The organism is Nonomuraea sp. B19D2, from assembly GCF_040137845.1.
In the GTDB taxonomy this organism is placed as follows: Bacteria; Actinomycetota; Actinomycetes; order Streptosporangiales; family Streptosporangiaceae; genus Nonomuraea.
This window is the reverse complement of sequence record NZ_JBEFAK010000001.1, coordinates 1-23,182: the sequence shown is the minus strand read 5'-3', so window position 1 is coordinate 23,182 and position 23,182 is coordinate 1. Positions and strand designations below refer to the sequence as shown.

Genomic DNA, 23,182 nt, shown 5'->3' with positions numbered 1-23,182 from the left:
GGGCCCCACGCACAGCCATATTGCGATCGCTGTCCGAAGGGTAAAAGTCACAGACAGTGACGCAGAGGGGGGATGGGATGGGATGGTGAGACGGCTCTTTCCGCGCTCGATCCGGGCGCGCCTGACCGTGGTCGCGACCTTGATAGCGGCACTGGTCTTCTGCGCCACGTCCGCCCTCGCACTCACCACGGTGCCGGACAACCTGCGGGGCGTCGTACACGCCAGGGTCGAGGTGGCCGTGCGGCGGGTCGCGAGTGAGGCGCGTGCGGAACAGCTGCCCCCGGTGCTGGAGCCCCCGACGCGCGTCCAGCTGCTGCGGGTGGTCTCGGCGGACGGGAAGGTGATCGCGAGCAGCCGCGGCGTCCCCGAGGACCTGCGCCTGACGAGCCTCCGCCCGGCCAAGCCCGAGACCGTCCACACCGCCGAGCGCACTGTGTACCGGAGCCCGGACGAGCCGGAGGCCCACTATCTGATCAAGGCCCTCACGGTGCAGACGCCCCACGGCCCCGTCACCGTGTACGGGGCGTCCTCCCTGGCAGACGTCGATCGAGCCCTCATCTGGGTACATCTCCTGGTGTTCCTCGGCACTCCGCTCGTCCTGGTGTGCGTCGCGGGCATCACCTGGATCACCGTGGGGTCCGCCCTGCGTCCCGTCGAACGCATCCGCGCCGAGATGGCCGAGATCACCGGCCAGGACCTCAGCAGGCGCGTGCCCGTACCCGACACCGGCGACGAGATCACCGGTCTGGCTCTCACCACGAACGACACCCTCGACCGCCTCGAGCGTTCGGCCGAGACCCAGCGCCGCTTCGTCGCCGACGCCTCGCACGAGCTGCGCAGCCCCATCTCCGCCCTGCGCGCCCAGCTGGAGGTGGCCCACGCCTACCCGGACGAGACGGACTGGAAGGTGACGGGCGAGCGGGCGCTGGCCGCCGCCGACCGTCTCGCCGGGATCATCGACGAGCTGCTGATGCTGGCCAGGCTGGACGCGGGCGCGGTCCCGGAGCGCCGCGTGGTGGACCTGGCCCAGGTGGCGCAGGACCAGATACGCCGCCGCGAAGGCTCCGAGGTGCGCATCATCCCCGACCTGTGTGCCGGGGCCCCGGTCTTCGGCTCCCCCATGCAGCTCGACCGCCTCCTCACGAACCTGCTCGACAACGCCACCAGGCACGCCGCCGCCAGGATCGACCTGGAGGTGGCGGTGGAGGGCGACAAGGTCGTCGTGACGGTGACCGACGACGGGGAGGGCATCCCGCCGCAGGACCGGGAGCGGGTCTTCGAACGGTTCACCCGCCTGGAGAGCGCCAGGGCCAAGGACAAGGGCGGCAGCGGCCTGGGCCTGCCGCTGTCCAGGGAGATCGCCACCGCCCACGGCGGCAGCCTCACCGTCGCCGACTACTCACCCGGCGCCCGCTTCGTGGTCGTCCTCCCGCTGTACGGGCCACCGTGACCGGCCGCTCCAGCTCGGGGAGCTGACGCAGGCGTTCCTCATGCGCTCTGGCCGGCCAGGACCAAGGGGCGCACGGCGGAGGAGCTCGAGCTCGACTTCCGCGCGGAGCTGGCCGACGTGCTCTGCCACGTGCTCCTCATGGCCCACCACCACGGGGCCGACCTGGAGACGGAGGTCGCACGGAAGTGGCTGGCCTGGAAACCGAAGGGTGAAAAGGAGGCCCGCCCGTAGAGCACCGGGCGGGCCGTGAACAAGGGTCAGTCGACGGCGGTGATGCGGTTGGTGGCGGGCGGGGCGATGGGGTTGTTCTTGCCGAGGTGATCGACGAAAACGTCGATGTCCAGCGGCCCGCTCCACAGGTCGGTCCCGTCCTTGAAGGCGAGGAACGCGTCACCGCCGCCCACCAGGAAGTTGTTCGCCGCGACCCGGATGGACTGCGTGTCCGTCACCGGCACCCCGTCGATCTTCATGTCGGACACCTTGGCACCCCAGGCGGCGCTCCGGCTGTAGGTGTAGGTGAAGTTCGCCGAGGGCTGCAGGATCTTGGTGAACGCCTGGTTGTTGGGGCCGCCGGTGAACTGCTGCTCGAGCACCGTCTTGAGCTGGGCGCCCGTCAGCGTGACGACCTGCATGAGGTTGTTGAACGGCTGCACCGTGAAGGCCTCGCCGTACGTAACGACGCCGTCGCCCTCGTTGGCGGCCGACGAGGCGTACGTGAGGGACGCCCGCACGCCGCCCGGGTTCATCAGGGCGATCTGGGCGTTGCCGCCGGTCTTGGTGGCGGCGAGCTGGGAGTCGGCGATGAGGTCGCCGAGCGCGGACTCGCCGGAGGGCACGGCCACGTTCGTGATGTCGGTGGTGATCGTGCCGACGGCCTTGTTGGCGACGGGCGCGACGCGGTCCTTCCACGTCTGAACAAACGCGGAAATTTCGGGATCCGGGGTAACGGTTCGAGTCACGATGTGGTTGTCCGCCACGACCGAGGCGCGGTCGATGTCGCGCGTCCAGACGTCCACGTTCAGGTCCACCTGCGTGATGACCCGCCCGAACGAGCCGCCCTGCGAGTAGACGCGGTCATTGCCGGCCGGGTCCTTGACCTTGCACAGGTACGCCTGGTGCGAGTGCCCGCTGAGCACGATGTCGATCTCCGGGGCCACCTGCGTGGCGATGCGGTTGCCCGCCCCAGGGACGGCGCTGCACGCGTCGGGCGACTGGCCCGCGGTCACCTGGTCACCCTCGTGCACGAGCACTACCTGCGCCTTCACACCGACCAGCTTCAGCAGCCTGGACGCCACGTTGGCGGCCTTGACCTCGTCCACGAACTTGAGGTCCTTGATCCCCTCGCCCGTCACGATGCTCGGCGTGGTCTGCGTGACCAGGCCGATGAAGCCGATCGGCACGTCGTTCATCCACTTGATGCTGACCGGCGGCAGCGCGGGCACGCCCCAGTCCGACAGCACCTGCTTGACCTGCGCCGAGTCCGAGCCGCCGAGCGCGGCGAGCGCGTCGGTCTTCTCGTCGGGGTTCTTGAACAGGACGTTGGCGCCCACGTAGTCGAATGCCGCGCCCTTCCACAGGCCGGCGGGCGAGCAGCCGTCCACCGGGTGGCAGCCGCCCTTCATGATCCGCCGCAGCTCGGTGTAGCCCTCGTCGAACTCGTGGTTGCCCACCGCGGCCACCTTGAGCCCCAGCTTGCCCATGAACTCGACCGACGGCTCATCGTGGTAGGCCGCCGAGATCAGCGGCGTCGCCCCGATGAGGTCGCCCTGGGCCACGGCGATGGTGTTCTTGTCGGCCAGGGCCTTCATATGCGTGGCCACGTACGCGGCGCCACCGGCGTCGACGGTCTTGCCGTTCTCGTCCACCATGCGGCCGGAGGATCCGGTGGGGGGTTCGAGGTTGCCGTGGAAGTCGTTGAGCGCGAGCAGCCGGACGGGGACCGTCCTGGAAGCCTTGCTCGCGTCCGCCGGAAGGGTGGCGAGCATGACCGCGCCCGAGGCGACGGCTCCGGCCAGCGTCAGCCGGAGGAATGAACGAGACGTCATGGCTCAAGACGTTACGGCGCGAACCTATGCGGCCAATGGCGCAAAGGTAACGATTTGCCAGGTTGTCACATGGCGTTATTTGCCAGGCATGCGCCTAGAGTTCGTACTGTGAGTGCACACGTGAAGGTCAGGGAACGGCTCGATGACACCGAGATCGCCGCGGTGCTCGGCCTGGTCGAGGCGGCGACGGAGGCCGACGGCGTCCGCCCGCTCAACGAGCACGTGATGCTCCACCTCCGCTACGGCGGCGATCCGCAGGCCCGGTCCCTCCTGCTGGAGGCCGGCGGCACACTGGCGGGCTACGCCCACGTCGATCCCACCGACGAGGTCGAGGGCCCGAGCGTGGAGCTCGTCGTCCACCCCGGCAGCCGCCGCCAGGGACACGGCACGCGCCTGCTGAGCTCCGTCATGGAGCTGACGGGCGGCAGGCCGCGCCTGTGGGCGCACGGCGACCACGTGGGGGCGGGGGCGCTGGCGGCCAAGTTCGGCTTCGAGCGGGTGCGCTCACTCTGGCAGATGCGCCGTTCGCTCTTCGCGCCGCTCCCGGCCTTCGGCCTGCCCGATGGGGTACGCGTGCGCACGTTCGTACCCGGTCAGGACGAGGAGGCCTGGCTCAAGGTGAACTCGGCGGCCTTCGCCCACCACCCCGAGCAGGGCGCCTGGACGATGGACGACCTGCTCCGCCGCGAGCAGGAGCCGTGGTTCGACCCGGAGGGGTTCTTCCTGGCCGTCCGCGGCGACCGGCTCGCCGGCTTCCACTGGACGAAGATCCACGGCTCCTCGTCCCACGGCCACGAGCCCCTGGGCGAGGTCTACGTCGTGGGCGTCGATCCCACGCAACAGGGCACGGGCCTGGGCAAGGCGCTCACCCTCGCCGGGCTGAGCCACCTGCGCTCGCGCGGCCTCGCCCAGGCGATGCTGTACGTGGACGAGGCCAACACGGCGGCGATCAGGCTGTACGAGTCCCTCGGCTTCAACCGCTGGGACGTGGACGTGATGTACGGCCCGGCAGGAGATACGTGATGTACGGCCGGCCCTACTCCACGATCGCGTGAAGGACGAAGTAGGACAGGGCGGCTACCAGAGCGGCGGCCGGAATGGTCAGGATCCATGCGGTCACGATGTTCCCGGCGACCCCCCACCGCACGGCACTGAGCCGCTTGGTGGCTCCCACGCCCATGATCGCTGAGGTGATCGTGTGCGTGGTGGAGATCGGCGCCCCGAACCCGATGGCGGCCCCGTACAGGACGGTCGCCGCCGCCGACTCCGCGGCGAAGCCCTGTGGCGGGTCCAGCGCGATGATGCGCCGCCCCAGCGTACGCATGATGCGCCAGCCACCTGCGTACGTACCGAGGGAGATCGCCCCGGCCGCGGCCAGGATGACCCACTGCGGGATCGGATCGGACGGGGCGGCGAAGCCGCCCACGGTGAGCGCCAGGAAGATGACGCCCATGGTCTTCTGCGCGTCCTGCAGGCCGTGCCCGAGCGCCATGGCGGCGGCCGAGACGGTCTGCGCGTAGCGGAAGCCCCGGTTGGTCTTGCCCGGCTGGCTGTTGCGGAAGATCCAGTAAATCGCGATCATGATCAGGGCCGCCAGCGTGAACCCGACCAGCGGCGACACCACCATCGGGATGACGACCTTCTCGACGACGCCGCTCCAGTGCACCACACTGGCCGAGGCCAGCGCGGAGCCCACCAGACCGCCGATGAGCGCGTGGCTGGAGGAGGACGGCAGTCCGAAGTACCAGGTGATCAGGTTCCAGACGATCGCACCGATGAGCGCCGAGGCCACGACGACCAGGCCGTGCGGGCCGTCCGGAGCGTCGATGATCCCCTTGCCGACCGTCTGAGCGACCTGGGTGCCCAGGTGGGCGCCGATGAAGTTCATGGCCGCGGCCATGAACAGCGCGGCTCTGGGGGTCAGTGCCCTGGTCGAGACGGAGGTAGCGATGGCGTTCGCCGCATCGTGGAACCCGTTGGTGTAGTCGAAGATCAGTGAGACGACGACCACGCCGATGACGAGGGCGAGCGTGAGGTCCACAGGGCTTAGCTTTCCTTGACCGCGATCGACTCGACGGTGTTGGCCACGTGCTCGAAGGCGTCGGCCGCCTCTTCCAGGGCGTCGACGACCTCCTTCATCTTCATCACGGTGAGCGCGTCGTACTCCCCGCTGAACAGCTTGGCCAGCAGCCTGCGGTAAACCTGGTCGCCCTGGTTCTCGAGGCGGTTGACCTCGATCCAGTACTCGTTGAGGTTCTTCATGGACCGCAGCCGCGGCATGGCCTCGGCCGTCAGCTCGGCGGCCCGCTCGAGCACCTCGACCTGCCTGACCACGTCTTTCGGCAGATGGTCGAGCTGATACAGCACGATGAGGTCGGAGGCGGCCTCCATGGCGTCCATCACGTCGTCGAGGTTGGACGCGAGGCGGTAGATGTCCTCGCGGTCGAACGGAGTGATGAAGCTCTCGTTGAGCCGGTTCATGATCGCATGGGTGCGCTCATCACCGGCATGCTCGCAAGCACGCATCTTCTCGGCCAGGGACTCCCTGTCCGAGCCGTCGCTGATGATCTCCACTAGCAGACGGGACGCGGTGACCAGATTGTTCGCGGAGTCCGCGAACAGGTCGTAGTAGCTGTCCTCACGTGGCGTGAGACGCAGGCGCACGTCGTTCTCCAGATGTGCGGGGATGGTCCGTGTAGAGGGTACGGGTTACCAGGCGAAATGCGAACTTCATGTCCCCTTCTCCTTCTGGCTACCCCGCGTATGTTGTACGACACCGGCACAGAGCGTACTTTGAGATCTTTTTTTGCCTTACCGGGGGGGAGCCCCAGTCAGACCTTGGTCCGGTGAAAGTTCCTGAACGACCGCGACGGCGTGGGCCCACGCTGCCCTTGATACCGCGACTCGTACTTGGCCGATCCGTAGGGATGCTCGGCGGGCGAGCTGAGCCGGAACACGCACAACTGCCCGATCTTCATCCCCGGCCAGAGCTTGATCGGCAACGTGGCCACGTTCGACAACTCCAACGTGACGTGCCCGCTGAACCCGGGATCGATGAACCCCGCCGTCGAATGCGTCAGCAGCCCCAGCCGCCCGAGCGAACTCTTCCCCTCCAGCCGCGACGCGAGATGGTCCGGCAACGTGATCACCTCGTAGGTGGAGGCCAGCACGAACTCACCCGGGTGCAGGATGAACGGCTCATCCCCATCGGGCTCGACCATCCGCGTAAGATCCGGCTGCTCCACGGACGGGTCGATGTGGGGATAGCGATGGTTCTCGAACACCCTGAAGAACCGGTCCAGCCGTACGTCGATGCTGGAGGGCTGGATCATCTCCTGCTCGAAGGGATCGAGCGCAAGCCGCCCGGCGTCGATCTCAGCAAGGATGTCACGGTCAGATAGCAGCACGGTGAGCAACTTACCGCCCGGCCGGAAACTGTGCGGGGTCGGGATTGCTGTTGCACGCCAAGTTTCCGCTACAGTGGGGGTCGCGGCTTCGGAGTCGGGGTCGTACGCGGGTGTAGTTCAATGGCAGAACATCAGCTTCCCAAGCTGACAGCGCGGGTTCGATTCCCGTCACCCGCTCTCACTACGAAAAGCCAGGTCAGGGATGGGTTCCCGACCTGGTTTTGATCGTTTCTAGGGCCCTTTTCGATCTTCCGTGCAACTAGCGTGCAATTAACCCACGGGAGCCAGCACACCCGCCGAGCCGTCATCGTCGTCCTCGTCGCGCTGCTTGAGCTGCTGATCGATGGCATCTGTGATCACCTGGTCAGCGCCCCTGACCGCGTGCTGGTAGATCATGGCCGCCCTGACGTTGTCGTGCCCCATCCGCGCCATCAGGTCCTTGAGACCGGCCCCCGACATCGCGGCCAGCATGTTCCCGGTGTGACGGAGATCATGGAAGTGGAGTCCGGGCAGTCCCATGTCCTTCACCACATCCACCCAGCGCGTACGGGTGTTGAAGCCACTACGCCGCATCGGGCCGCCCTTCGCGGCGGGGAACATCAGCGCCGCTGGCTCCTCCTGGACGTACGTGTCCATGTGCTCCTTGAGGATGGGGATGATGCTCTCGGGGACGCCCACGGTCCGCCTGCCCGCCTTGGACTTGGGAGGCCCGAGGAGCAGCCCGCCACTGGAGCGTTCCACGAAGGCGACGCGTACACGGACCGTCCTGGCGACGAGATCCACGTCCATCCGACGCAGCGCGCTGACCTCGCCCCACCTGAGACTCGCGAAGGTGGCCAGCAGGACCATGGCACGGAACCGGCGGTCTTGATCGGAATCCGCCCTGCCGTCACGAGCCATCGCCCACAGCGCCCGCTCTGCTTCCGACCTGGTCAGGAAGATCTCGGGATGTGTCCGCATCTCCCCGTGGCGCTGAAACCGCAGCCGATAGACGCCGTCCTTGACCTTGCGAACGTTGCCGAAAGGACGACGGCCGAGGCGGTCAGCCAGTTCGAAGACCTGGGCCACGGTCAGCACCGGGCGTTCTTCGGCGTGCTCAGCGTCTGCCCCGCGGATCCGGCACGGGTTGCGAGGGATGATCCCGTCGTCATCCGCAGCGGTCATGAGCACGGCCCGCAGCAGGCGGTACGCCTTGGCCAGCATGGTCGGTGACACGCCCTTGCCGAGCAGTTCGGCCCGCCATCTCCGGATCATGGCGGTAGAGATCTTCCCCAGCTGGACACCACCGAGGTAGGGCGTGATGTGCTTGTTCAGCGTCCACGTGTAGAGATCGACCGTTCGCGGACGCAGGCCCGGACGTTCCTTGATCCACGTCTCGGCGTAGTCATTGAGCTTGATCTTGCCTCGCTCTGGGTCGATCCAATCCCCTTTGACGATCTCGGCCTCGATGAGCGAGAGCGCACGTTCCGCGTCGCCCTTCCGCTCATAGGTCTCCGGAGCGTTGTGACGCCGCCCGTCTGGGCCCAGGTAGGACGCTTGATACCGGCCGGAGGGTAGCTGACGGATGTTGCCGAAACGTCGGTGATTCGGCTTGTCGCCCTTGGCCATCAGGCAGCCCTCCCTGTGACGTCATGGCTGGTGAGCGGTTCGACGGTGCCTGCCACGACGAAGGCGACCAAGGCCGATTCGCGGATGCGGACGTGCCGACCGACCTTCACGAACTCGATCCGGCGTTCAGCGATCAGTCGGCGGACGAAGCGAACCGAGGTGTGCAGTAGCTCGGCCGCTTCCGGGACGGTGAACAGTTGGTCCAAGATCTCCTCCTCTCAGGCTGCCTGCGGATTTACCGAAAGACTTTGCTCTTCAAGGCGGCGGCTTCGCCGCCGCGTGCGGCCCTGTGCTCGGCCGCACGCTGCGCGTGCGGCCTAATGAGAGCCGTTCTCGCGCGCGGCCGTGCTCGGGCCGCTCAGACGCAAAGGCCAAAGATCCTTAAGCTCCACAAGCGGTCCCGGCACACGCGGATAGGGTGACGAGGTGCAGACTTGCGTGGAGACTGAGCGGCTGATCCTGCGCCGCATCACTGAGGACGACGCCGACAATTTGGTGGAACTGGACAGCGATCCCGAGGTCATGCGCTACCTGAGCGGTGGCGAGCCGACGTCGCGAGAGAAGATCGTCAGCGAGATTCTGCCTCGCATCCTGAGCTACACCGGCGACCAGGGGTTTTTCGCCGCGATCGAGAAGTCGACTGAGGAGTTCCTCGGGTGGTTTCATCTGCGGGCCAAGCACGGGGAGCCCGAGGACGAGCCTGAGCTGGGCTACCGGCTGCGCAAGATCGCTTGGGGGAAGGGTTACGCCACCGAGGGATCTGTGGCACTGATCCAGAAAGCCTTCAGCGAGCTGGGGGCCCGTCGCGTCTATGCGGAGGCTTTGGCGGTCAACATGGCGTCGCGGCGGGTGGTGGAGAAGGCCGGGCTGCAGTACGTGCGCTCGTTTCACGTCGACAGGCCGGAGATCCCAGGATCCGAGCGGGGGGCAGTGGAGTACGAACTGCTGAGAGCCGATTGGGAGAGCCTCCGGCGGGGGCCTCAGGTTCCGGGGTGATCGCGGCAAGCGTCCGGTAGTCAGTGGCTGAGGTGGCAGCCTGATCACCCCGCCCGCCATCGACCCGGGGCAAGCCGAGCGGGTCGACGGCAGACGGGATGATCTCAGTGGGGTGCGCGCGTCGCGCGAGGAACTCCAGGTCGCCGGCTGATCGTCGTGCAATTAGCGTGCGATTAGAGGGGGTGACGAGGGGTCAACCACGGTCACTTGGGACCGCGCTTTTCCCCAGCTCAGCGCCCACACGTGGGCTGATCCTTGCAGTTCCCAAGCTGACAGCGCGGGTTCGATTCCCGTCACCCGCTCTCAGTGCGAAAGCCCAGGTAGACCGGTGGATTCGGTACCTGGGCTCTGATCTTGTCTAGGACTGTTGATCTCTGCGTGCCATTAGCGTGCCATTAAGCTTCTGCGATCATTGCCGCGTGGTTGATGTGACTCTGGAAGAGTCTGATGATCAGTTGGCCTTGGTGAAGCTTCAGGCGGACACATGGGAACTCAACATCTGGGCGCCCATGGCCGACCTCGTGAGGCTTCACGAGATCAGGCGAGCAGACTGGGAAGCGCGCCACTCGCTCGCGGTGGGCACCTGCGCCAATGCTCGGGTCTTCTGGACGGTAAGCGAGGATCAAGCAGTCATCCTCATGGGCCCGGACGATGAGGCATGGGATATTGCCGTCACGATTCCAATGACGGCCGTAGACGAGGTCGCACGCCTTGCCGGGGAGTCCCACCATTGATGATCAGCCGGTGGGCACGAGCTGGCCAGGTGGATCCTCCTCACCTTGATCGCGCGCCCCTTCGTGCCCGATGAGGTGCTTGTCGATAGCTTCGGTGATCAGGCTTGTCGGCTCCTCGGGCGGCGTGCTGATAGATCATCGCGGCCCGAACGTTGTCGTGTGCCATACGCGCCATGAGGTCCTTGAGTCCTGCGCCAGAGTCCGCCGCGATGCTGTTTCCCGTATGACGGAGATCTTGGAATTGCAGCCCTGGAACGCTGATGGCTCACACCGCCTCCACCCATTCGGACAGCTTGTTGAAGCCGCTCCCTGACTGCGCTACAGGAGCCCCCACCGCCCAAGACGCGATGGCATGAGTTGCCCCGTGTTGATCAGCCGCCGCGCCTCGCTTATCGGGCCTGCCCCTCGAGCAGAGCGTTCCAGACGCCGTACGTCTGTCCCAATCGCCACCAATACGTCTCATGGACCTCAGTCACGCCGTTGACGAGCCGCGTCCGCTCCTCATCGTTGCTCCAGGACGCCGATGTTCCCCTCGATCCAGATGCGTCACGCCATGAGCCAGCCGATCCGCCACCCGTCGGCGCCCCGGCGCAATCCGAACGTGCGATCTACGCCCAACGTCGCTTGACCGCATGGCATCCGGGTTGATCGGCGCGTCGGGGGACGCCCTCGACATCGATGGTTCGAATCCGGCCCGCGCCACGATGAATTCCCCTACCGGGAATTCGCCTGCCGGGTTCTCGGGCCAGGCAGGACATTGGCGGTGGTGCGCATTGCTATCGCAAAACCAAGCGGTGCCGCGACGGTGATGATGGCGGCTATCATCCTGTAGATCTTGGATACTGCCATGCTGAGACGTGCACCCAGCTTCTCTTTCTGGAAAACCGCCACCGGCGTTGGAATGAGGGAATAGAGGGCTATAAAAATCAACCCTCCGTGTGCGCAGATGAGGGCGGAAAAATGAAGGAGATTGAGTGTCTCGATCATCTCCGTCAAGAGTCTGGCAACCTCTGCGGCATTATCCGCACCACTGGACACCAACGATTGAAGGTCGTCAAGACGGGTCTCGGCCGCTCGCTTTGCTTCGCCGTTCCAGATGAGCTCCAGATAGCGTGCGACCGCAGGTACGTCCTCGGCCGAGATTGACCTCATGAGATCTTCGACGGTGAGCCAGGCGCTGACCGCGTCGTCGTTGGTCTGATCGCTCGAAATCACCGTGGTGGCATAGATGACGGCCCCGACCGTCGCGGCCACGGAAATCCGGGCTGAGCCGTTCAACAGTTTCAGTGCCCGTTTGCTGTATTTCTCCGCGTTGGATTTCGTCACCTGGAGTCTTGACTTTTCCCTCTCGGGAGCACCAAGCGAACTCGAATACGCTCGCCGGTAGTCCTCCTTATGTCTCTCCATGCTGCCATGGGAGATAACCGCCAGCGTTGCAGCGGTGGTGGCAATGGTAGTGAGTCCGGTCAGCGGGGCAACGGCCCGCTCACCGCTCTCGGAAACTGAAACCTTGGTGTCGGGCGGAGTTCCAGCCGCTTGGACCGCGTCTTCCGCCCTCTTTGCCGCCGTCAGATATTCTTTGGCGTTGCGTTCGAGGACGGAGACGACATCGGCTTCCACGTCCTTCGTCGTGCCCCGCGCGTCTCGCTCCCACGTGAGGCGTGAGGTCTCATAGCGACCACGGGCCCCAACCAGTTCGCCGACGGCGCCCAGTGCGAACGCGGGCAACCGTGCCTCGGACTCGATGAGTTTATGGATCTTGGAGAGCTTGGCGACGACCTGGCCCATGCCCTCGGCCGCGGACTTCAGGCCGTTCACACTAAATTCAAGTGGCGGACCTGACACTCCAGATCATCTCCTGGGCGGTCGTTGCTGTGACGGTAGTTGACGATCATAAGGCGACACACTCCAGCGTCGCCCGGTCAGGCGTTCGTGCGTGACAGGTGGTCGGGGAGGTCGGTGAGGCGTTCGACGCGGAGCACCGTCTCGTCTGTCGTCGGCGATGGTCCACCGGTGACGAAGTCGATGCCGCGGTCCAGCCAGATGCCGGTGAGCCCGGCAAGGATGGCCGCGTTCACATCGCTTTCCAGCATGTCGCCCACGTTGACCGCCTGCGCGGGGTCCGTCCGCATCCACCGGCAGGCGGCGGCGTAGGCGACGGGCTTGGCCGCGCCGAGCTCGGTCGGGGTCAGGACGGCTTCGAAGTACTCGAGGAGGTCGAAGCGGGCGAGCTTGGCGCGCTGCTGCTCGGGGTCCCCGTTGGTGAGAACGGCCAGACGCGGTCCTCGGGGAAGCCGTTTCAGGGTCTCCAGGCATGGCTGGACATCGGGATAGCTCCGCCAGGACTCCTCGAACACGGTGAGGTAGCGCTCGGCGATCCAGGCGTCCAGAAGGCCGGGACTTTCAGGAACCGGCTCGCCGAGCATCGGCAGGAAGGAACGGAGCCTGCGCCGGTGGTGCTCAGCGAAGGAGCACTGACCGGCCAGGTATTCCCGCATGTGGCGCCCTTCCAGCGTCCACCACAACGTCACCAGCTCCTCCGCTGGAGCCGTCGCGTTCGGCGCGGCCTGGACGATCTGGCCGATCGTTTCCCAGACCGCGCTTCGATGATCGACCAGGGTGCCGTCCAGATCGAAGAAGATCACATCCGCCATAGGAGGATCATCTCGTGGCGCTTGTCCCTGGCGTCAGAGGGGTTGCAGCACCTTGGCGCCCGATCTGGCGGACAACGCCATCTGAAGTGCTCAATCCGCCAACTGAAGTGCTCAGTCAAGGCCAACGCCGTGTGGCTCACCATGGCCGCGATCACCCACAATCTGCTGCGCGCTGGGCTGTCTGGCCTCGGCCTTCCACGCCTCACTTGTTCTCGGCGACGAACCTGCCATGACGACCTATCTGGCGACCGAACGCCTCTTCCTGCGCTGGGCCGCCGCATACTCCGAAGCCGAGCTGGTCACGGCCGCCAAACGAGTCCTGGCGGCAGAGCCGGATTGGGACGATGACGAAGACGTGGACTGGGAGGTACGGGAGGCAGTCGTGCTCTTCGACTCCGCCATTCCCGGTGCTGAACTGTAGCCTGATGACCGGCTCATTATTGATCTCGATCCTGGCCAGTACAGGGTCGGAGCCACCTACACGAAGGACGAGGACAACTGGATGATCCTCGTCCAACTCCAGCCAGCAACCTGAGCCCCGGGCGTACTCCGCGCCTGTGCCGCCCTTCCATGGATCATGCGGTCGGGTGTTGTAGAAGCCTCAGCGTGGCATTGCCCGAGCGTGCTGCGCCGAAAGGGCCGCCCATCGCTCAACATCGCGTACCTGGCCACCTGGCGGCCATGCGGAATGCTCGCTCATCTGCACATCCTTCCAGGAGGCGTCGTTCGTGTCAGGCACAGGAAGTTCTGCTCCGCCGCGCTCGACGAGCACCAGGGCCGTCGCTATGAAGCCCTCCATGAGTGAGCGCAGGATTGGATGGTTCGAACGCTCGTAGCGCCTGATAAGTGCGCTCACGAAGGCCGCGAAGGTGGCCAGGTCGACCTCGCATTCGTCGCTCTCCATAGGGCCGAGCCCTGTCGGTAATCCCGTCTCGGGGGCAAGAGCCTCCGCTGATCGCATGAATAGGCCGGCGACTCCGTTCGAGGGGTTCCAGAGGACTTGATCGCCAACCTGGAAATACTGGCTCATGTTCTCCTCGTTCCACCACGGTCTGGCGTCCTCAACGTCAGAGACGCCGTCCATCCGGACTTGACGTCTACGATCATTAGACGAGGCCTCGCTGCCGCGTGGCAGCCAGGGGCCCTTTTCGCGCGCTCACCGCTCGGGCCGCAACGTTGGGCCCGGAGATTGACGCTTCCTACGCATCCCCGGATGTCGCCGCGGGTCCGTCGTAGTAACCCGGCCGAGCTACTAGGACGGACTCGAAATGTCTGCCCTCGAGGTCGTCCTCTGTTTCAGGCGTGATAGAGCGCCAGAAGGCCAAGAGGAGCTCAGGCAGGGTGTAACTGTGTCCGTTCTCTTCCTCGATCACCGTTGTACGCTGCCGAAGCTTTCCCACCAGCTCTTCCACCGGGGTGGCGAAAACATCCAACTCCGCCCAGAGAACGCGGTCCCACTCATCCGCGCCGGCTACGGGGGTGTAGATCTCAATGGCTTCCACGACCTCGGACTTGTCGAAGTACGCGAACACGGAGGAGCCCGAAGAGGACCGGTGAACAACCCAGCCCGAGCCGTAAGCTTCCGGCGTCCCAAGCGCCCCCAACGCAGCGTGTGCATCTGCATGCGACATCCCAATTCGGATGGGACCAGCGCAAAATGGCGGCGACAGCTCGAAGAGCACGATGTATCGCTTCTCGTGGAGCGGAACAGACCGATCCTGGCCACCGTGTACAGAAACACGCAAGTGACGGCCTTGATTGCCTCCGACCGGGGCGCTCCGGCTCCGGGGTGATCGCTGAGGACCTGCTCATCACCGCGAGCCCGTCAGTGGCTGAGGTAAGGCGCCTGGAGCGCGTCGAGGCGAAAGCACCAGCTTGCGGGCTGATCGCCGGGCCATTAAGAGGGGTGACGAGTGGTCAACCACGGTCTCTCAGGACCGGCTTTCTGACCAGCTCAACGCCTCATCAGGCCATGATCGATGCAGTTCCCAAGCTGACAGCGCGGGCTCGATTCCCGCCACCCAGCACACCGCCACCCGCTCTCACTGGGAAAGCCCAGGTAGATCGAGGTATTCAGTACCTGGGCTTTGATCTGGTCCAGGGTATTTGATCTCTGCGTGCCATTGCCTGGTTGATCATCCTGCCGGAACCAGCAGGCCAGGAGCACAGCTCAGACCTTGATGACAGTGACGCGTGCGCCGCACAGGGCGGCGAGGTCCTCGGGGTCGGAGGTGAGGACCGTGACGGGACCTGGGGCAGCGAGGGCGGTGGCACTGAGCATGGCATCGATGGCGTACTTGTGCCCGTGCAGGCCGGCGTCGGACAAGAGCGCGGCCGCGTGGCGGGCGATCGGTTCGGTGACCGGCTCGACGACAAGGCGGGACAGCGTCCACTCCAGGGCCGGCCGGTTGACGCGGGGGTGGACCACCTCGACGAGGGTGGCGGCAGAGGTGATGACGCGAAGGTCGTCGGCACGGGCGAGAGCGAGCCATGCGGTGACCGTACGGTCGCGCAGGACGGCCTTGGCCAGCCCCTCGCTGTCGAGGACGAGGGTGCCGCCGGGAGCAGCGGGAGAACGGGTCACACGCCCGCCCCACCACTGGCCTGTCCCCGCCGGGCCTGGTGGAGTTGGTCGCGCAGTGCCTGGACCTCGTCGTCGGTGATGGGGCCGTGCTCAGCCTCGGCGACCTGGATGAGTTCGTTTAGGTTGTCGCGCTCGATCTGGCGGGCGACGGCGGCGGCGACGTAGGCGGACAGGCCGGAAGGGCCGCTCCTGGACCGGGCGGCCTCGGCGATGTCACGCGGCATGGTGATCGAATACTTGCCGGTAGCCTCGCTCATGCCCTTTATCCTACCTCTAATCCTCCCGCGGCGCCGCGACCGCCTGTCAGCGTCGAGGGTCGCCGTCGGTGGGTTGCGCACCGGCGAGAGCTGAGCGCTCTCCTTACAAACGACGATCACTGGCTTTGCTCCCGGGACAGCGACCGTACGAATCCCCTGCGCGACCCGGGTCTCAGGGCCGGCACTCTGCCCAGCTCAGCGATTCATCAGGGCGTGATGCAGTTCCCAAGCTGACAGCGCGGGTTCGGTTCCCGCCACCCGCTCCATGGGACCACGGCCGGTTCGAAGATCACCGCCGTGCCAGGGGGGCGAGACGATGGGTGCGGCTCATCGCCGGGCGTCCCCGGGCAAATCGGGGATTGTCATACGAGGCGGCTACGGTTCGGGGCGTGACGTATCCCGAGGTCATCCCTATTTCACATGAGCCCGACTATCACACCGACCGCATCGGCCAGTGGCGCAATGGTCAGTTCCTCGGCGGGGTCGTGGCCGCCTTCCGAGAGGACTACTCAAGGACCGAGGACTGGCCGTCCCATAAGCGGTGGTATGCCATTCTTCACCGCTTCAGCCCTGATGGCAGCTACCTTGACTCGCGGATCGAGTGCGCCGGAGCCGACGACAGGCACAGGGAGTCGGTGGATGCCGCGGTCCAGCGACTGAGCGAATGGCTCGCCGAGCTCCCCGACCTCGAGTTCGGAGACATCGCCATTCGTCCGTTTCGGTTGGAGTTCGATGGCGTGGTCTTCGGCCTCATCCTGGAAGATCACGAAGGCGACGAGTACGCAGAGCTCTATCCCGATCACATTGGCTTCTATCCACCCTGGGACGGCTCCTACGACACCTGATCGTCCTTACCGCGAGTAGGTGTCAAGGGCGGCGCTCTGCGCCGCCACGCGGCCCCGCTCGCAGCGACACGCTGCGCGTGCGGCCTGGGGCCGTTCGCGCGCGCGGCCGCCACTCGGACCGCCGTAAGGGAAGTGCGATCTTCTCCAGGTATCCGAACAGCGAGTCTAGGCATCCGAACAGCGAGCCCAGGTGCTCGGCCACCAGCGTGCGTCCGGGACCTGACTTTCGACAGGGATGTCGGTTGACGATCGACGGATGATCCGCCCGGCTCGCCTTTGACAGGCTCGCTCGCGTGAACACGTTCTTTCCCGGACGGTGGATCGGCGGTGCGACACTCATCTTGGGGCCGGTCGTCATGTGCGCCGGATACCTGCTGCGTTACCTGAGCACAGTCACCGCCCTCACCCCACAGCAGCACGCCTGGGCCGAGGCGCAACCCTTCGCCGCCTACGGCCAGCTCCTCGCCTACACCTCGGAACCCGCCCTACTCACCCTCTCCTACGCGGTCTTCGCACTGGGGGCGGTGCTGCTCTTCCCCGCTTTCGTCGCTCTGGCTCAGCAGGTGGGCGGCGCCCTCGCCTTCTGGGGAGCCACCTTGCTGGTCGCCGGGCTTTTCTCCCGTCTGTACTTCGCCGGTGCCGACCAGACCGCCTTTCAGCTCACCGAGGTCATCGGGCTGGACCAGGCGACGGACTCGATCATGAAGGAGTACGTCGACATCTCCTACGGACCGTGGCGGTTGCCGGTCTGGGCCTCGGTCGGCCAGTACGCGGGCTCGCTCCTCCTGGCCATCGCCGCCTGGCGCTCAGGCCTCTTCGGCACCGCCCGCGCCGTGATGTTGCTGCTGGCAGGAGGCACCTGGATGGGCGTGCTGAAGGGCGCCTCCATCCCCGACGTACTGGTCACCGGCCTGCTCTGCGTGGCCCTGGTCCCGCTGGGCGCGCAGGTGCTACGGGACCGGCTGCCAGCCCCGACCGGCCGTTCGAAGGTGCTGAGCTGGTGAGAAGGAATCTGCCGCGAAGGTCGCGGGACTCACCGCGGTTGCAATCCAGTGGCGAGATGTCCTCGCTCTGCCGATCGGGACACAGCGGACGAACCAACCATGATCACTGAGTGGGGCCGGCTCGGGCCGGAAGTGGGGTCCAGCCATCCATGCCCCCACCCGGATCTTGATTGTCGCCTGGGGCTTATCGATCTGCTGATACATCAGCACGGCCCTCGTGGTCGAGTGGTTCATCCGGTTCATCAGTTCCCGCAACGTGGCACTATCGCGGGGTCATAACACAGAACTCATGGCCATCGGGATCGGCCATGACCACCCAGCTGACCTCGCCCTGACCGATGTCGATGCGCGTCGCCCCCAGGGAGATGAGACGGTCGACCTCCGCTTGCTGATCACCGTCGGCGGGTGGAGCGAGGTCGAAATGCAGCCGGTACTTCCCGGTCTTGGGCATCAGTGGCGGACCGCCCCAGGTGATTTTCGGACCGCCGTGCGGCGAGCGAATCGCGGTCTCTTGGTTCTGGTCCCAGACCAACGGCCAGCCCAGCGCTTCGCTCCAGAAGTATCCGACCTCCTGCGAACCGTCGCTCGCAAGCGCTCCGATGAATCCGCAGTCGGCGAGGAACTTGTTGTCCGGCTCGATGACGCAGAACTCGTTGCCTTCGGGGTCTGCGAGCACAACATGACCCTCCTCCGGGCGTTGACCGACGTCGATGTGCCGGGCGCCGAGCCCGAGCGCCCTCGCCACCGTCTGCTGCTGGTCCTCGAGGGACGTGCTCGTCAGATCGAAGTGCATCTGGTTCTGGCCGACCTTCTGCTCCTGAGTCGGAAGAAATCGGATCCGGAACCCGGTGTCATCGCTCGGCAGGAGCGCAATGCCGTCTTGGGGGTCGTCGGCCATCTCCCAGCCCAGGACGCCGCCCCAGAAGCGCGCGAGACTGAGCGAGTCGTGCGCATCGAAGCAGAGCGCGAGAAGGCGACAAGTCATTCCGCTCCGCACCTCCGATCTGCTGATTCAAAGCCGCAGACAGGGCACGTACTCCGCGCCCATGGAGAAAAAGCGCCCGAGGCCTGCCGCGCGAAGAGGAATAACACCCGGTCATGCTGGCATGCACGACGACGATCCTCTACAGGTTTTTGAGGGCGTCGCTCAGCTCGTGGCGACTGCCGACATTACTGCCGGCGGCGTCTCTACTGCTGGTACCACTGACGACGGCCGACGCTGAGCGTCGAGGCGCGCGCCAGTTGCGTGCCCGTACGGTCGGCCCGCCTTCGGCCGGTGAGAGCCCTGCTTATGCCTGTCGTGCCGGCTTCCTGAGCACTTCGGTGAGGGCCGAGATGCTGTGGTCGCCGTGGCCCGCCTCAGCCGCCCGCCTCACCAGGTCGTGCAGGGGGGCAAGCCAGGCTGTGTCGACGTTCGTCTCCTTGGCCAGGTCCTGGTCGTGGGCCGCTCCGGCGAGAAAGAGATTCACGGAGGAGGCGGCATCGGCGTAGTCGCCGTTGTCGATCTCCCTTGCGTAGATCGGCAGCAGGGACTTGATCATGTCCAGCCACTTGCCGGCGAACCGCACCATGGAGCTTGCCTCGAGCCCGCGCGCCTGGACGGCGGCGGCGCCCTGGAAGAAGCCGACGAGTGCGGGCAGCAGGATAGCGCCGACGGCCATCTCGTACAGGGCGGCGAGGTCGGTCTTTTCACCCAGGTGCACGGTGTCGCCACCCAGCACCTTCAAGGTCGTCTCGAACTCCTCGAAAACGGTCTTGTCGCCGCTGTAGTACAGCAGCGTGTCCGGCGCTCCCACGGCCGAGGGCACGTTCTTTACGGCCCCGGCGAGGAACCGGGCGCCGTGGCCGATGGCCCAGGCGGCCGTCTCGCGGGCGCCGGTCGGGGAGCCGCTGTTCAGGGTGACAAGGGCCCGCCCGTGCAGGGACGTGACGGCCGGCTCCAGAGCCCGTCGAGTGTCGTCGAACGTGGTCAAGCAGGTGATGACCAGTGGGCTTGCCGCTACCGCGTCCTTGACGGCATCCGCATGTGCGGCTCCCATGGCGATCAGGGGGGCGGCTTTGGCGGCGGTCCTGTTCCAGACAGTGGTCGGGTGCCCGGCCTTGACGAAGGCCTCGGCCAGTGCCGCGCCCATCGAGCCCAGTCCGATGACGGTCACCGACGTCGGGTTGTTTCCAGTCACGTGCGTACTCCAGTCACAGAGTGAACAGAAAGGGCCGCCTTCGAGGCCATTGGTGGTCTGGGTGCGGCGCCTGATCCATGCTGGGGTCGACACAGACATTCTCTCAAGTACCGACAATTTTGCCGGGTACTGAGGAAAATGTAAGTGTGGGTGGGTGAAGAAGACGAAGAAGCGGACGTTCACCTGCGGTCTCGACGCGGCCATCGCCGTTATGGGAGGCAAGTGGAAAGGGCTGATCCTGTTCGCGCTCCAGGATGGCCCCCTACGCTTCGGGGAGCTGCGGCGCGCGGTCCCCGGCATCAGCGAACGGGTGCTGATCCTGCAGCTTCGGGAGATGGAGGCCACCGGGCTGCTGCATCGCGAGGTCTATCACCAGGTCCCGCCCAAGGTGGAGTACTCACTCACCGAGTTCGGTCACTCGCTCAACACCGCGATGGCACCACTTGGGGTATGGGGTGAGGAGAACATCGATCGCATCGAGGCCATCCCCTGGGACCAGGTCGGCTGACCGGCGCGGACCGCTCCGGGGATCTCACGCTGCTCTTGCTCGGGGAACGGTCGACCGGGTCGACGATGTTTCGGGCACGACATCAGGATGTCGATCACGGCATGAGGCCGACGGGAACCACAGCGTTGACGGATCCCGATCACAAAGTTACGGTCAAGACCGTAATCGCGCACACGAAACTCATGTGGAGGTAGTGCTGTGCAGATTCCCGTGGAGGGTCCATTAGCGTGCCCGATCCGGCAGCACGCTCAATACCTGTCCGTATGCTGGAAAGGCAGAGGCGCGTGAGACGCGCCGCGCGCGGAGCGGTGGCCGCGGCGCTCCTGGCGACATTGCTCGCGATGCCGTTCACGCCGGCGTCCGCGGCCGACCTGCAGATCGTCAACGGAGGCTTCGACGGAGGGCTGACCGGCTGGAGCGGCTCGCACAGCCCGGGCGGGGTCGACGCCGCGGCCTGGGACGGGCGTACCGCCGCGCGTGTCACCGACGCCGACCCGGGTGCCGCCTACGGCAGGGAGAGCATGCCGGGCCTGCCCGCCACGGCGGGCACTCGCTACACGCTGTACGCCGAGGTCTGGGCCGACAGCGGCACGGCGTATCTGTATCTGCGTTTCAGGGACGCCGCCGGCCGCCTACTCGCTGCGAGTGCGAACGCCCCGGCGACGGGCAGGCGGTGGAACCGCGTCACGACCTCGGGCGTCGCACCCGCCGGCACGGCCACGGTATCGGCCCTCATCTATTCGGGCGTGGCCGACGTGGGCACCGCCTACTGGGACGAAGTGCTGATCACCAGGGACGTGACCGATCTGGGTGTGCAGATCGAGAGCAGCGTGCCCAACGCCACCACTTTCGCGGGCGGCAGCGCCTACGCCCTCTACACCGGAACCGCCGACACCAACCCACAGCTCGCCGTGATCGACGTGGCCACCGAACAAGTGACCCGGAAAATCACCATTCCGGACACCGAGGCCACACCGACCGTCGGCGGCTGGGCGGCCGCCACAGCCACCGACGGCAGCGTCTACCTCGGCACCTATCCCAACTCCAAGCTCTACCGGTACGTCCCCGGCCAGTCCGCGGTCACCGACCTCGGGCGGGCGGAAGGCGGTTACTCGTTCATCTGGGACCTGGAGCCGGGTGCGGGCGGGAAGGTGTACGGCGGCACCTACAACGACGGCCGCTACTTCAAGTACGACAACGGCGCCTTCACCACGATCGGGAACGTGCCCATCGTGGCAGGTGCCCAGTACGTGCGCAGCCTGGCCCACGATCCGGCCGCGAACGCCACGTACCTGGGCACCGGCACGAACGCCGGACTGATCAGGTTCGACAACGTCACGGGGCGGGTGGACAGCCTCCTCCCCGACGCCTACGCCGAGAACTCCATGGTGGGCGGGCTCACCTGGACGGGGGGCAGGTTGTTCGCCTGGATCGACCGCACCCTGCTCGTCCTGCGCGTGGTCCGCGAGGCCGACGGCTCGTACGCCGCCGTCACCGACACCACGATCACCGACGTGGACCTGCACCATTCGCCGGCTCGCGAGGGCAAGGTCTGGTTCGTCCGGGAAGGTCTGCTGCACTCCTACGACGTGGACAGCCGGGCCGTGCAGGCGACCTCCGTCCGCCCCGACCTCGATGTCACCGGATACACCTGGGTCGACGGCACGCTGGTCGGCCTCGGCGCAGCTTCGGACGGCACGAGGATCTTCAAGTACGACCCCGCCGGCGGCCGATCGAGCACCAGAGTCGTCTCCGGCGCCCCCGTGCTGCCTGCCGCGATCAACGCGCTCGGCGCGGGGCCGGACGGCAAGATCTACACCGGCGGCTACCTGACGGGCGGCACCGGCGTCTACAACCCGCTACGGGGCGACGGCGACGACGACGGGCCGGACACGCCGACCCTCAACGGGCTCAGCCAGACCGACAGCCTGCTGGCACACAACGGGCTGCTCTACATCGGCGCCTACCCGTCGGCCAAGCTCTACAGCTACGATCCCGCGAGCTCGTGGCCGCCCACGCTCAGGTACACCGGCGGCGCGGCGGGCGACAAGGCCGACGACTGCGAGCCGGGCAAGGGCCCGCCGCCTCAGGACCGGCCGTACGCGCTGGCCGGCGGACCGGACGGGACCGTCTACATGGGTACGGTCCCGAAGTACGGCAAGCGCAGCGGTGCACTGACCATCTGGAAGGAGGGCACGGCCGGTCGGACCATCTGCGTGGCGCCGAACCAGTCCGTCGTCTCGCTGGCCTACGCGGGAGGCAGGCTGTTCGGCGGCACCTCCACCCGCGGCGCCCTGGGCGTCGACCCGGTCTACGCGCCGGGGGCCTCTGCCATGCTGTTCTCGTTCGACCCTGCCGACGGCGCCGTGCGCACGTACCAGCTCCCGCTGACAGCGCCCAAGGCCGTCACGGCCCTCGCTGCGGTGGACGGCGAGCTCTGGGGTCTGGCGGGAGGTTCGCTGTTCACGCTAGACCCGACGCGGCCCGCGACGATCACGGCGAAACGGCTGTTCGCCGACCCTGACTACGCCGCCAAGCCCAGCCTGGCCTGGCGTGACGGGGTGCTGCTGACCCTGGCCCAGGATCCGGACCACGTGTACGGCACGAGCGGCGACCAGATCTTCAAGATCGAAAAATCGACCAAGGCGCTGACCGTGCTGCTGACGGTCCCGGGGATGGAAGGGCTGACGGCCGACGGCTTCGGCAACCTCTACTACAAGGTCAACGAACGGCTGTCCAGGCTCGCCGTCCCCCGGCCGTGACGGACCTTCCGGATTTCGGCCCGAGCCGATATAGGGATCTTGGCCAAAAGCGTCGGCCAACGGTGAGGACGGCCGGCCAGTGCCGGGCAAGTGGTCTCTCTGGACGTGGGCGGGCCGGGGGGGGGCGGCCCCCCCCCCCCCCCCCCCC

The 23,182-nt window shown here is 66.4% G+C and carries 23 protein-coding genes and 1 tRNA gene; 10 read left to right on the top strand and 14 right to left on the bottom strand.

Going from position 1 to position 23,182, the window contains the following annotated elements; all coding sequences use genetic code 11:
* The first annotated feature begins 82 nt into the window (after positions 1-82).
* Positions 83-1,450, top strand: coding sequence for a sensor histidine kinase (locus ABN273_RS00120; protein ID WP_349446509.1), 1,368 nt, complete (start codon positions 83-85; stop codon positions 1,448-1,450).
* Positions 1,451-1,707: 257 nt separating this feature from the next.
* On the opposite strand, the gene ABN273_RS00115 is transcribed toward ABN273_RS00120, so the two are convergent.
* On the bottom strand, positions 1,708-3,495 hold the full coding sequence (locus ABN273_RS00115) for a bifunctional metallophosphatase/5'-nucleotidase (protein ID WP_349446508.1): 1,788 nt from the start codon (positions 3,493-3,495) through the stop codon (positions 1,708-1,710).
* A 108-nt stretch (positions 3,496-3,603) separates the two neighbouring features.
* On the opposite strand from ABN273_RS00115, the gene mshD reads away from it, so the two are divergent.
* Complete coding sequence (mshD, locus tag ABN273_RS00110; RefSeq protein WP_349446507.1) at positions 3,604-4,518, top strand: mycothiol synthase; 915 nt, start codon at positions 3,604-3,606, stop codon at positions 4,516-4,518.
* 13 nt (positions 4,519-4,531) lie between these two features.
* Here the strand turns inward: mshD and ABN273_RS00105 are convergent, their stop codons facing one another.
* The 3 genes from ABN273_RS00105 to dcd form a co-directional block, all read right to left on the bottom strand.
* Positions 4,532-5,536 carry an inorganic phosphate transporter gene (locus ABN273_RS00105; protein ID WP_349446506.1) on the bottom strand — a complete coding sequence of 335 codons (1,005 nt, stop codon included), beginning with the start codon at positions 5,534-5,536 and terminating at the stop codon, positions 4,532-4,534.
* 5 nt (positions 5,537-5,541) lie between these two features.
* Entirely contained in the window at positions 5,542-6,159 is a 618-nt protein-coding gene (locus ABN273_RS00100; protein WP_344496488.1) for a DUF47 domain-containing protein, read from the bottom strand.
* A gap of 167 nt (positions 6,160-6,326) precedes the next feature.
* Entirely contained in the window at positions 6,327-6,902 is a 576-nt protein-coding gene (gene dcd, locus ABN273_RS00095; RefSeq protein WP_349446505.1) for a dCTP deaminase, read from the bottom strand.
* A gap of 106 nt (positions 6,903-7,008) precedes the next feature.
* On the opposite strand from dcd, the gene ABN273_RS00090 reads away from it, so the two are divergent.
* A tRNA-Gly gene (locus ABN273_RS00090) sits at positions 7,009-7,079 on the top strand.
* Positions 7,080-7,172: 93 nt separating this feature from the next.
* Here the strand turns inward: ABN273_RS00090 and ABN273_RS00085 are convergent.
* A complete protein-coding gene (locus ABN273_RS00085) occupies positions 7,173-8,510 on the bottom strand; it encodes a tyrosine-type recombinase/integrase (RefSeq protein ID WP_349446504.1) in 1,338 nt (445 codons plus the stop codon).
* Entirely contained in the window at positions 8,510-8,716 is a 207-nt protein-coding gene (locus ABN273_RS00080) for a helix-turn-helix domain-containing protein (RefSeq protein ID WP_349446503.1), read from the bottom strand. Before ABN273_RS00080 ends, ABN273_RS00085 begins: the two co-directional genes overlap by 1 nt.
* A gap of 232 nt (positions 8,717-8,948) precedes the next feature.
* Here ABN273_RS00080 and ABN273_RS00075 point away from each other — a divergent pair, with 232 nt between their 5' ends.
* On the top strand, positions 8,949-9,506 hold the full coding sequence (locus ABN273_RS00075) for a GNAT family N-acetyltransferase (RefSeq protein ID WP_502910894.1): 558 nt from the start codon (positions 8,949-8,951) through the stop codon (positions 9,504-9,506).
* 419 nt (positions 9,507-9,925) lie between these two features.
* The gene (locus ABN273_RS00070) at positions 9,926-10,240 is read left to right on the top strand and encodes a hypothetical protein (protein WP_349446501.1); all 315 of its coding nucleotides are present in this window, start codon (positions 9,926-9,928) and stop codon (positions 10,238-10,240) included.
* Positions 10,241-10,954: 714 nt separating this feature from the next.
* On the opposite strand, the gene ABN273_RS00065 is transcribed toward ABN273_RS00070, so the two are convergent.
* Together ABN273_RS00065 and ABN273_RS00060 are read right to left on the bottom strand one after the other, a co-directional pair.
* Positions 10,955-12,058, bottom strand: a complete 1,104-nt coding sequence (locus ABN273_RS00065) for a hypothetical protein (RefSeq protein ID WP_349446500.1) — start codon at positions 12,056-12,058, stop codon at positions 10,955-10,957.
* Positions 12,059-12,162: 104 nt separating this feature from the next.
* The gene (locus ABN273_RS00060; RefSeq protein WP_349446499.1) at positions 12,163-12,894 is read right to left on the bottom strand and encodes an HAD family hydrolase; all 732 of its coding nucleotides are present in this window, start codon (positions 12,892-12,894) and stop codon (positions 12,163-12,165) included.
* Positions 12,895-13,054: 160 nt separating this feature from the next.
* On the opposite strand from ABN273_RS00060, the gene ABN273_RS00055 reads away from it, so the two are divergent.
* Positions 13,055-13,315: an Imm21 family immunity protein gene (locus ABN273_RS00055; protein ID WP_349447158.1), complete on the top strand. Its 261-nt coding sequence runs from the start codon at positions 13,055-13,057 to the stop codon at positions 13,313-13,315.
* Positions 13,316-13,495: 180 nt separating this feature from the next.
* Here the strand turns inward: ABN273_RS00055 and ABN273_RS00050 are convergent, their stop codons facing one another.
* From ABN273_RS00050 to ABN273_RS00035, 4 genes are all read right to left on the bottom strand, one after another.
* Entirely contained in the window at positions 13,496-13,924 is a 429-nt protein-coding gene (locus ABN273_RS00050; RefSeq protein WP_349446498.1) for a DUF6086 family protein, read from the bottom strand.
* A gap of 169 nt (positions 13,925-14,093) precedes the next feature.
* Positions 14,094-14,576 carry a hypothetical protein gene (locus ABN273_RS00045; RefSeq protein WP_349446497.1) on the bottom strand — a complete coding sequence of 161 codons (483 nt, stop codon included), beginning with the start codon at positions 14,574-14,576 and terminating at the stop codon, positions 14,094-14,096.
* Between the two features lie 488 nt (positions 14,577-15,064).
* Positions 15,065-15,478 carry a type II toxin-antitoxin system VapC family toxin gene (locus ABN273_RS00040; RefSeq protein WP_349446496.1) on the bottom strand — a complete coding sequence of 138 codons (414 nt, stop codon included), beginning with the start codon at positions 15,476-15,478 and terminating at the stop codon, positions 15,065-15,067.
* Positions 15,475-15,735 carry a CopG family transcriptional regulator gene (locus ABN273_RS00035; protein ID WP_349446495.1) on the bottom strand — a complete coding sequence of 87 codons (261 nt, stop codon included), beginning with the start codon at positions 15,733-15,735 and terminating at the stop codon, positions 15,475-15,477. The genes ABN273_RS00040 and ABN273_RS00035 overlap by 4 nt, the downstream gene beginning before the upstream one ends.
* Before the next feature lie 389 nt (positions 15,736-16,124).
* On the opposite strand from ABN273_RS00035, the gene ABN273_RS00030 reads away from it, so the two are divergent.
* The gene (locus ABN273_RS00030; RefSeq protein ID WP_349446494.1) at positions 16,125-16,580 is read left to right on the top strand and encodes a hypothetical protein; all 456 of its coding nucleotides are present in this window, start codon (positions 16,125-16,127) and stop codon (positions 16,578-16,580) included.
* Between the two features lie 293 nt (positions 16,581-16,873).
* A complete protein-coding gene (locus ABN273_RS00025; RefSeq protein WP_349446493.1) occupies positions 16,874-17,584 on the top strand; it encodes a hypothetical protein in 711 nt (236 codons plus the stop codon).
* Positions 17,585-17,846: 262 nt separating this feature from the next.
* On the opposite strand, the gene ABN273_RS00020 is transcribed toward ABN273_RS00025, so the two are convergent.
* Together ABN273_RS00020 and ABN273_RS00015 are read right to left on the bottom strand one after the other, a co-directional pair.
* Positions 17,847-18,569 (bottom strand): VOC family protein, encoded by a 723-nt coding sequence (locus tag ABN273_RS00020; protein WP_349446492.1) that lies wholly within the window; start codon positions 18,567-18,569, stop codon positions 17,847-17,849.
* Between the two features lie 304 nt (positions 18,570-18,873).
* Positions 18,874-19,764, bottom strand: coding sequence for an NAD(P)-dependent oxidoreductase (locus ABN273_RS00015; RefSeq protein ID WP_349446491.1), 891 nt, complete (start codon positions 19,762-19,764; stop codon positions 18,874-18,876).
* Between the two features lie 154 nt (positions 19,765-19,918).
* On the opposite strand from ABN273_RS00015, the gene ABN273_RS00010 reads away from it, so the two are divergent.
* Together ABN273_RS00010 and ABN273_RS00005 are read left to right on the top strand one after the other, a co-directional pair.
* Positions 19,919-20,272 carry a winged helix-turn-helix transcriptional regulator gene (locus ABN273_RS00010; protein ID WP_349446490.1) on the top strand — a complete coding sequence of 118 codons (354 nt, stop codon included), beginning with the start codon at positions 19,919-19,921 and terminating at the stop codon, positions 20,270-20,272.
* 284 nt (positions 20,273-20,556) lie between these two features.
* The gene (locus ABN273_RS00005; protein ID WP_349446489.1) at positions 20,557-23,034 is read left to right on the top strand and encodes an NHL repeat-containing protein; all 2,478 of its coding nucleotides are present in this window, start codon (positions 20,557-20,559) and stop codon (positions 23,032-23,034) included.
* The last annotated feature ends 148 nt before the right edge of the window (positions 23,035-23,182 follow it).

Bases quoted from the DNA above. Each gene is read 5' to 3' on its own strand.
- ABN273_RS00060 (WP_349446499.1), bottom strand. From the start codon at position 12,894: ATGGCGGATGTGATCTTCTTCGATCTGGACGGCACCCTGGTCGATCAT.
- ABN273_RS00115 (WP_349446508.1), bottom strand. From the start codon at position 3,495: ATGACGTCTCGTTCATTCCTCCGGCTGACGCTGGCCGGAGCCGTCGCC.
- ABN273_RS00085 (WP_349446504.1), bottom strand. From the start codon at position 8,510: ATGGCCAAGGGCGACAAGCCGAATCACCGACGTTTCGGCAACATCCGT.
- ABN273_RS00020 (WP_349446492.1), bottom strand. From the start codon at position 18,569: ATGACTTGTCGCCTTCTCGCGCTCTGCTTCGATGCGCACGACTCGCTC.
- ABN273_RS00035 (WP_349446495.1), bottom strand. From the start codon at position 15,735: ATGAGCGAGGCTACCGGCAAGTATTCGATCACCATGCCGCGTGACATC.
- ABN273_RS00050 (WP_349446498.1), bottom strand. From the start codon at position 13,924: ATGAGCCAGTATTTCCAGGTTGGCGATCAAGTCCTCTGGAACCCCTCG.
- ABN273_RS00120 (WP_349446509.1), top strand. From the start codon at position 83: ATGGTGAGACGGCTCTTTCCGCGCTCGATCCGGGCGCGCCTGACCGTG.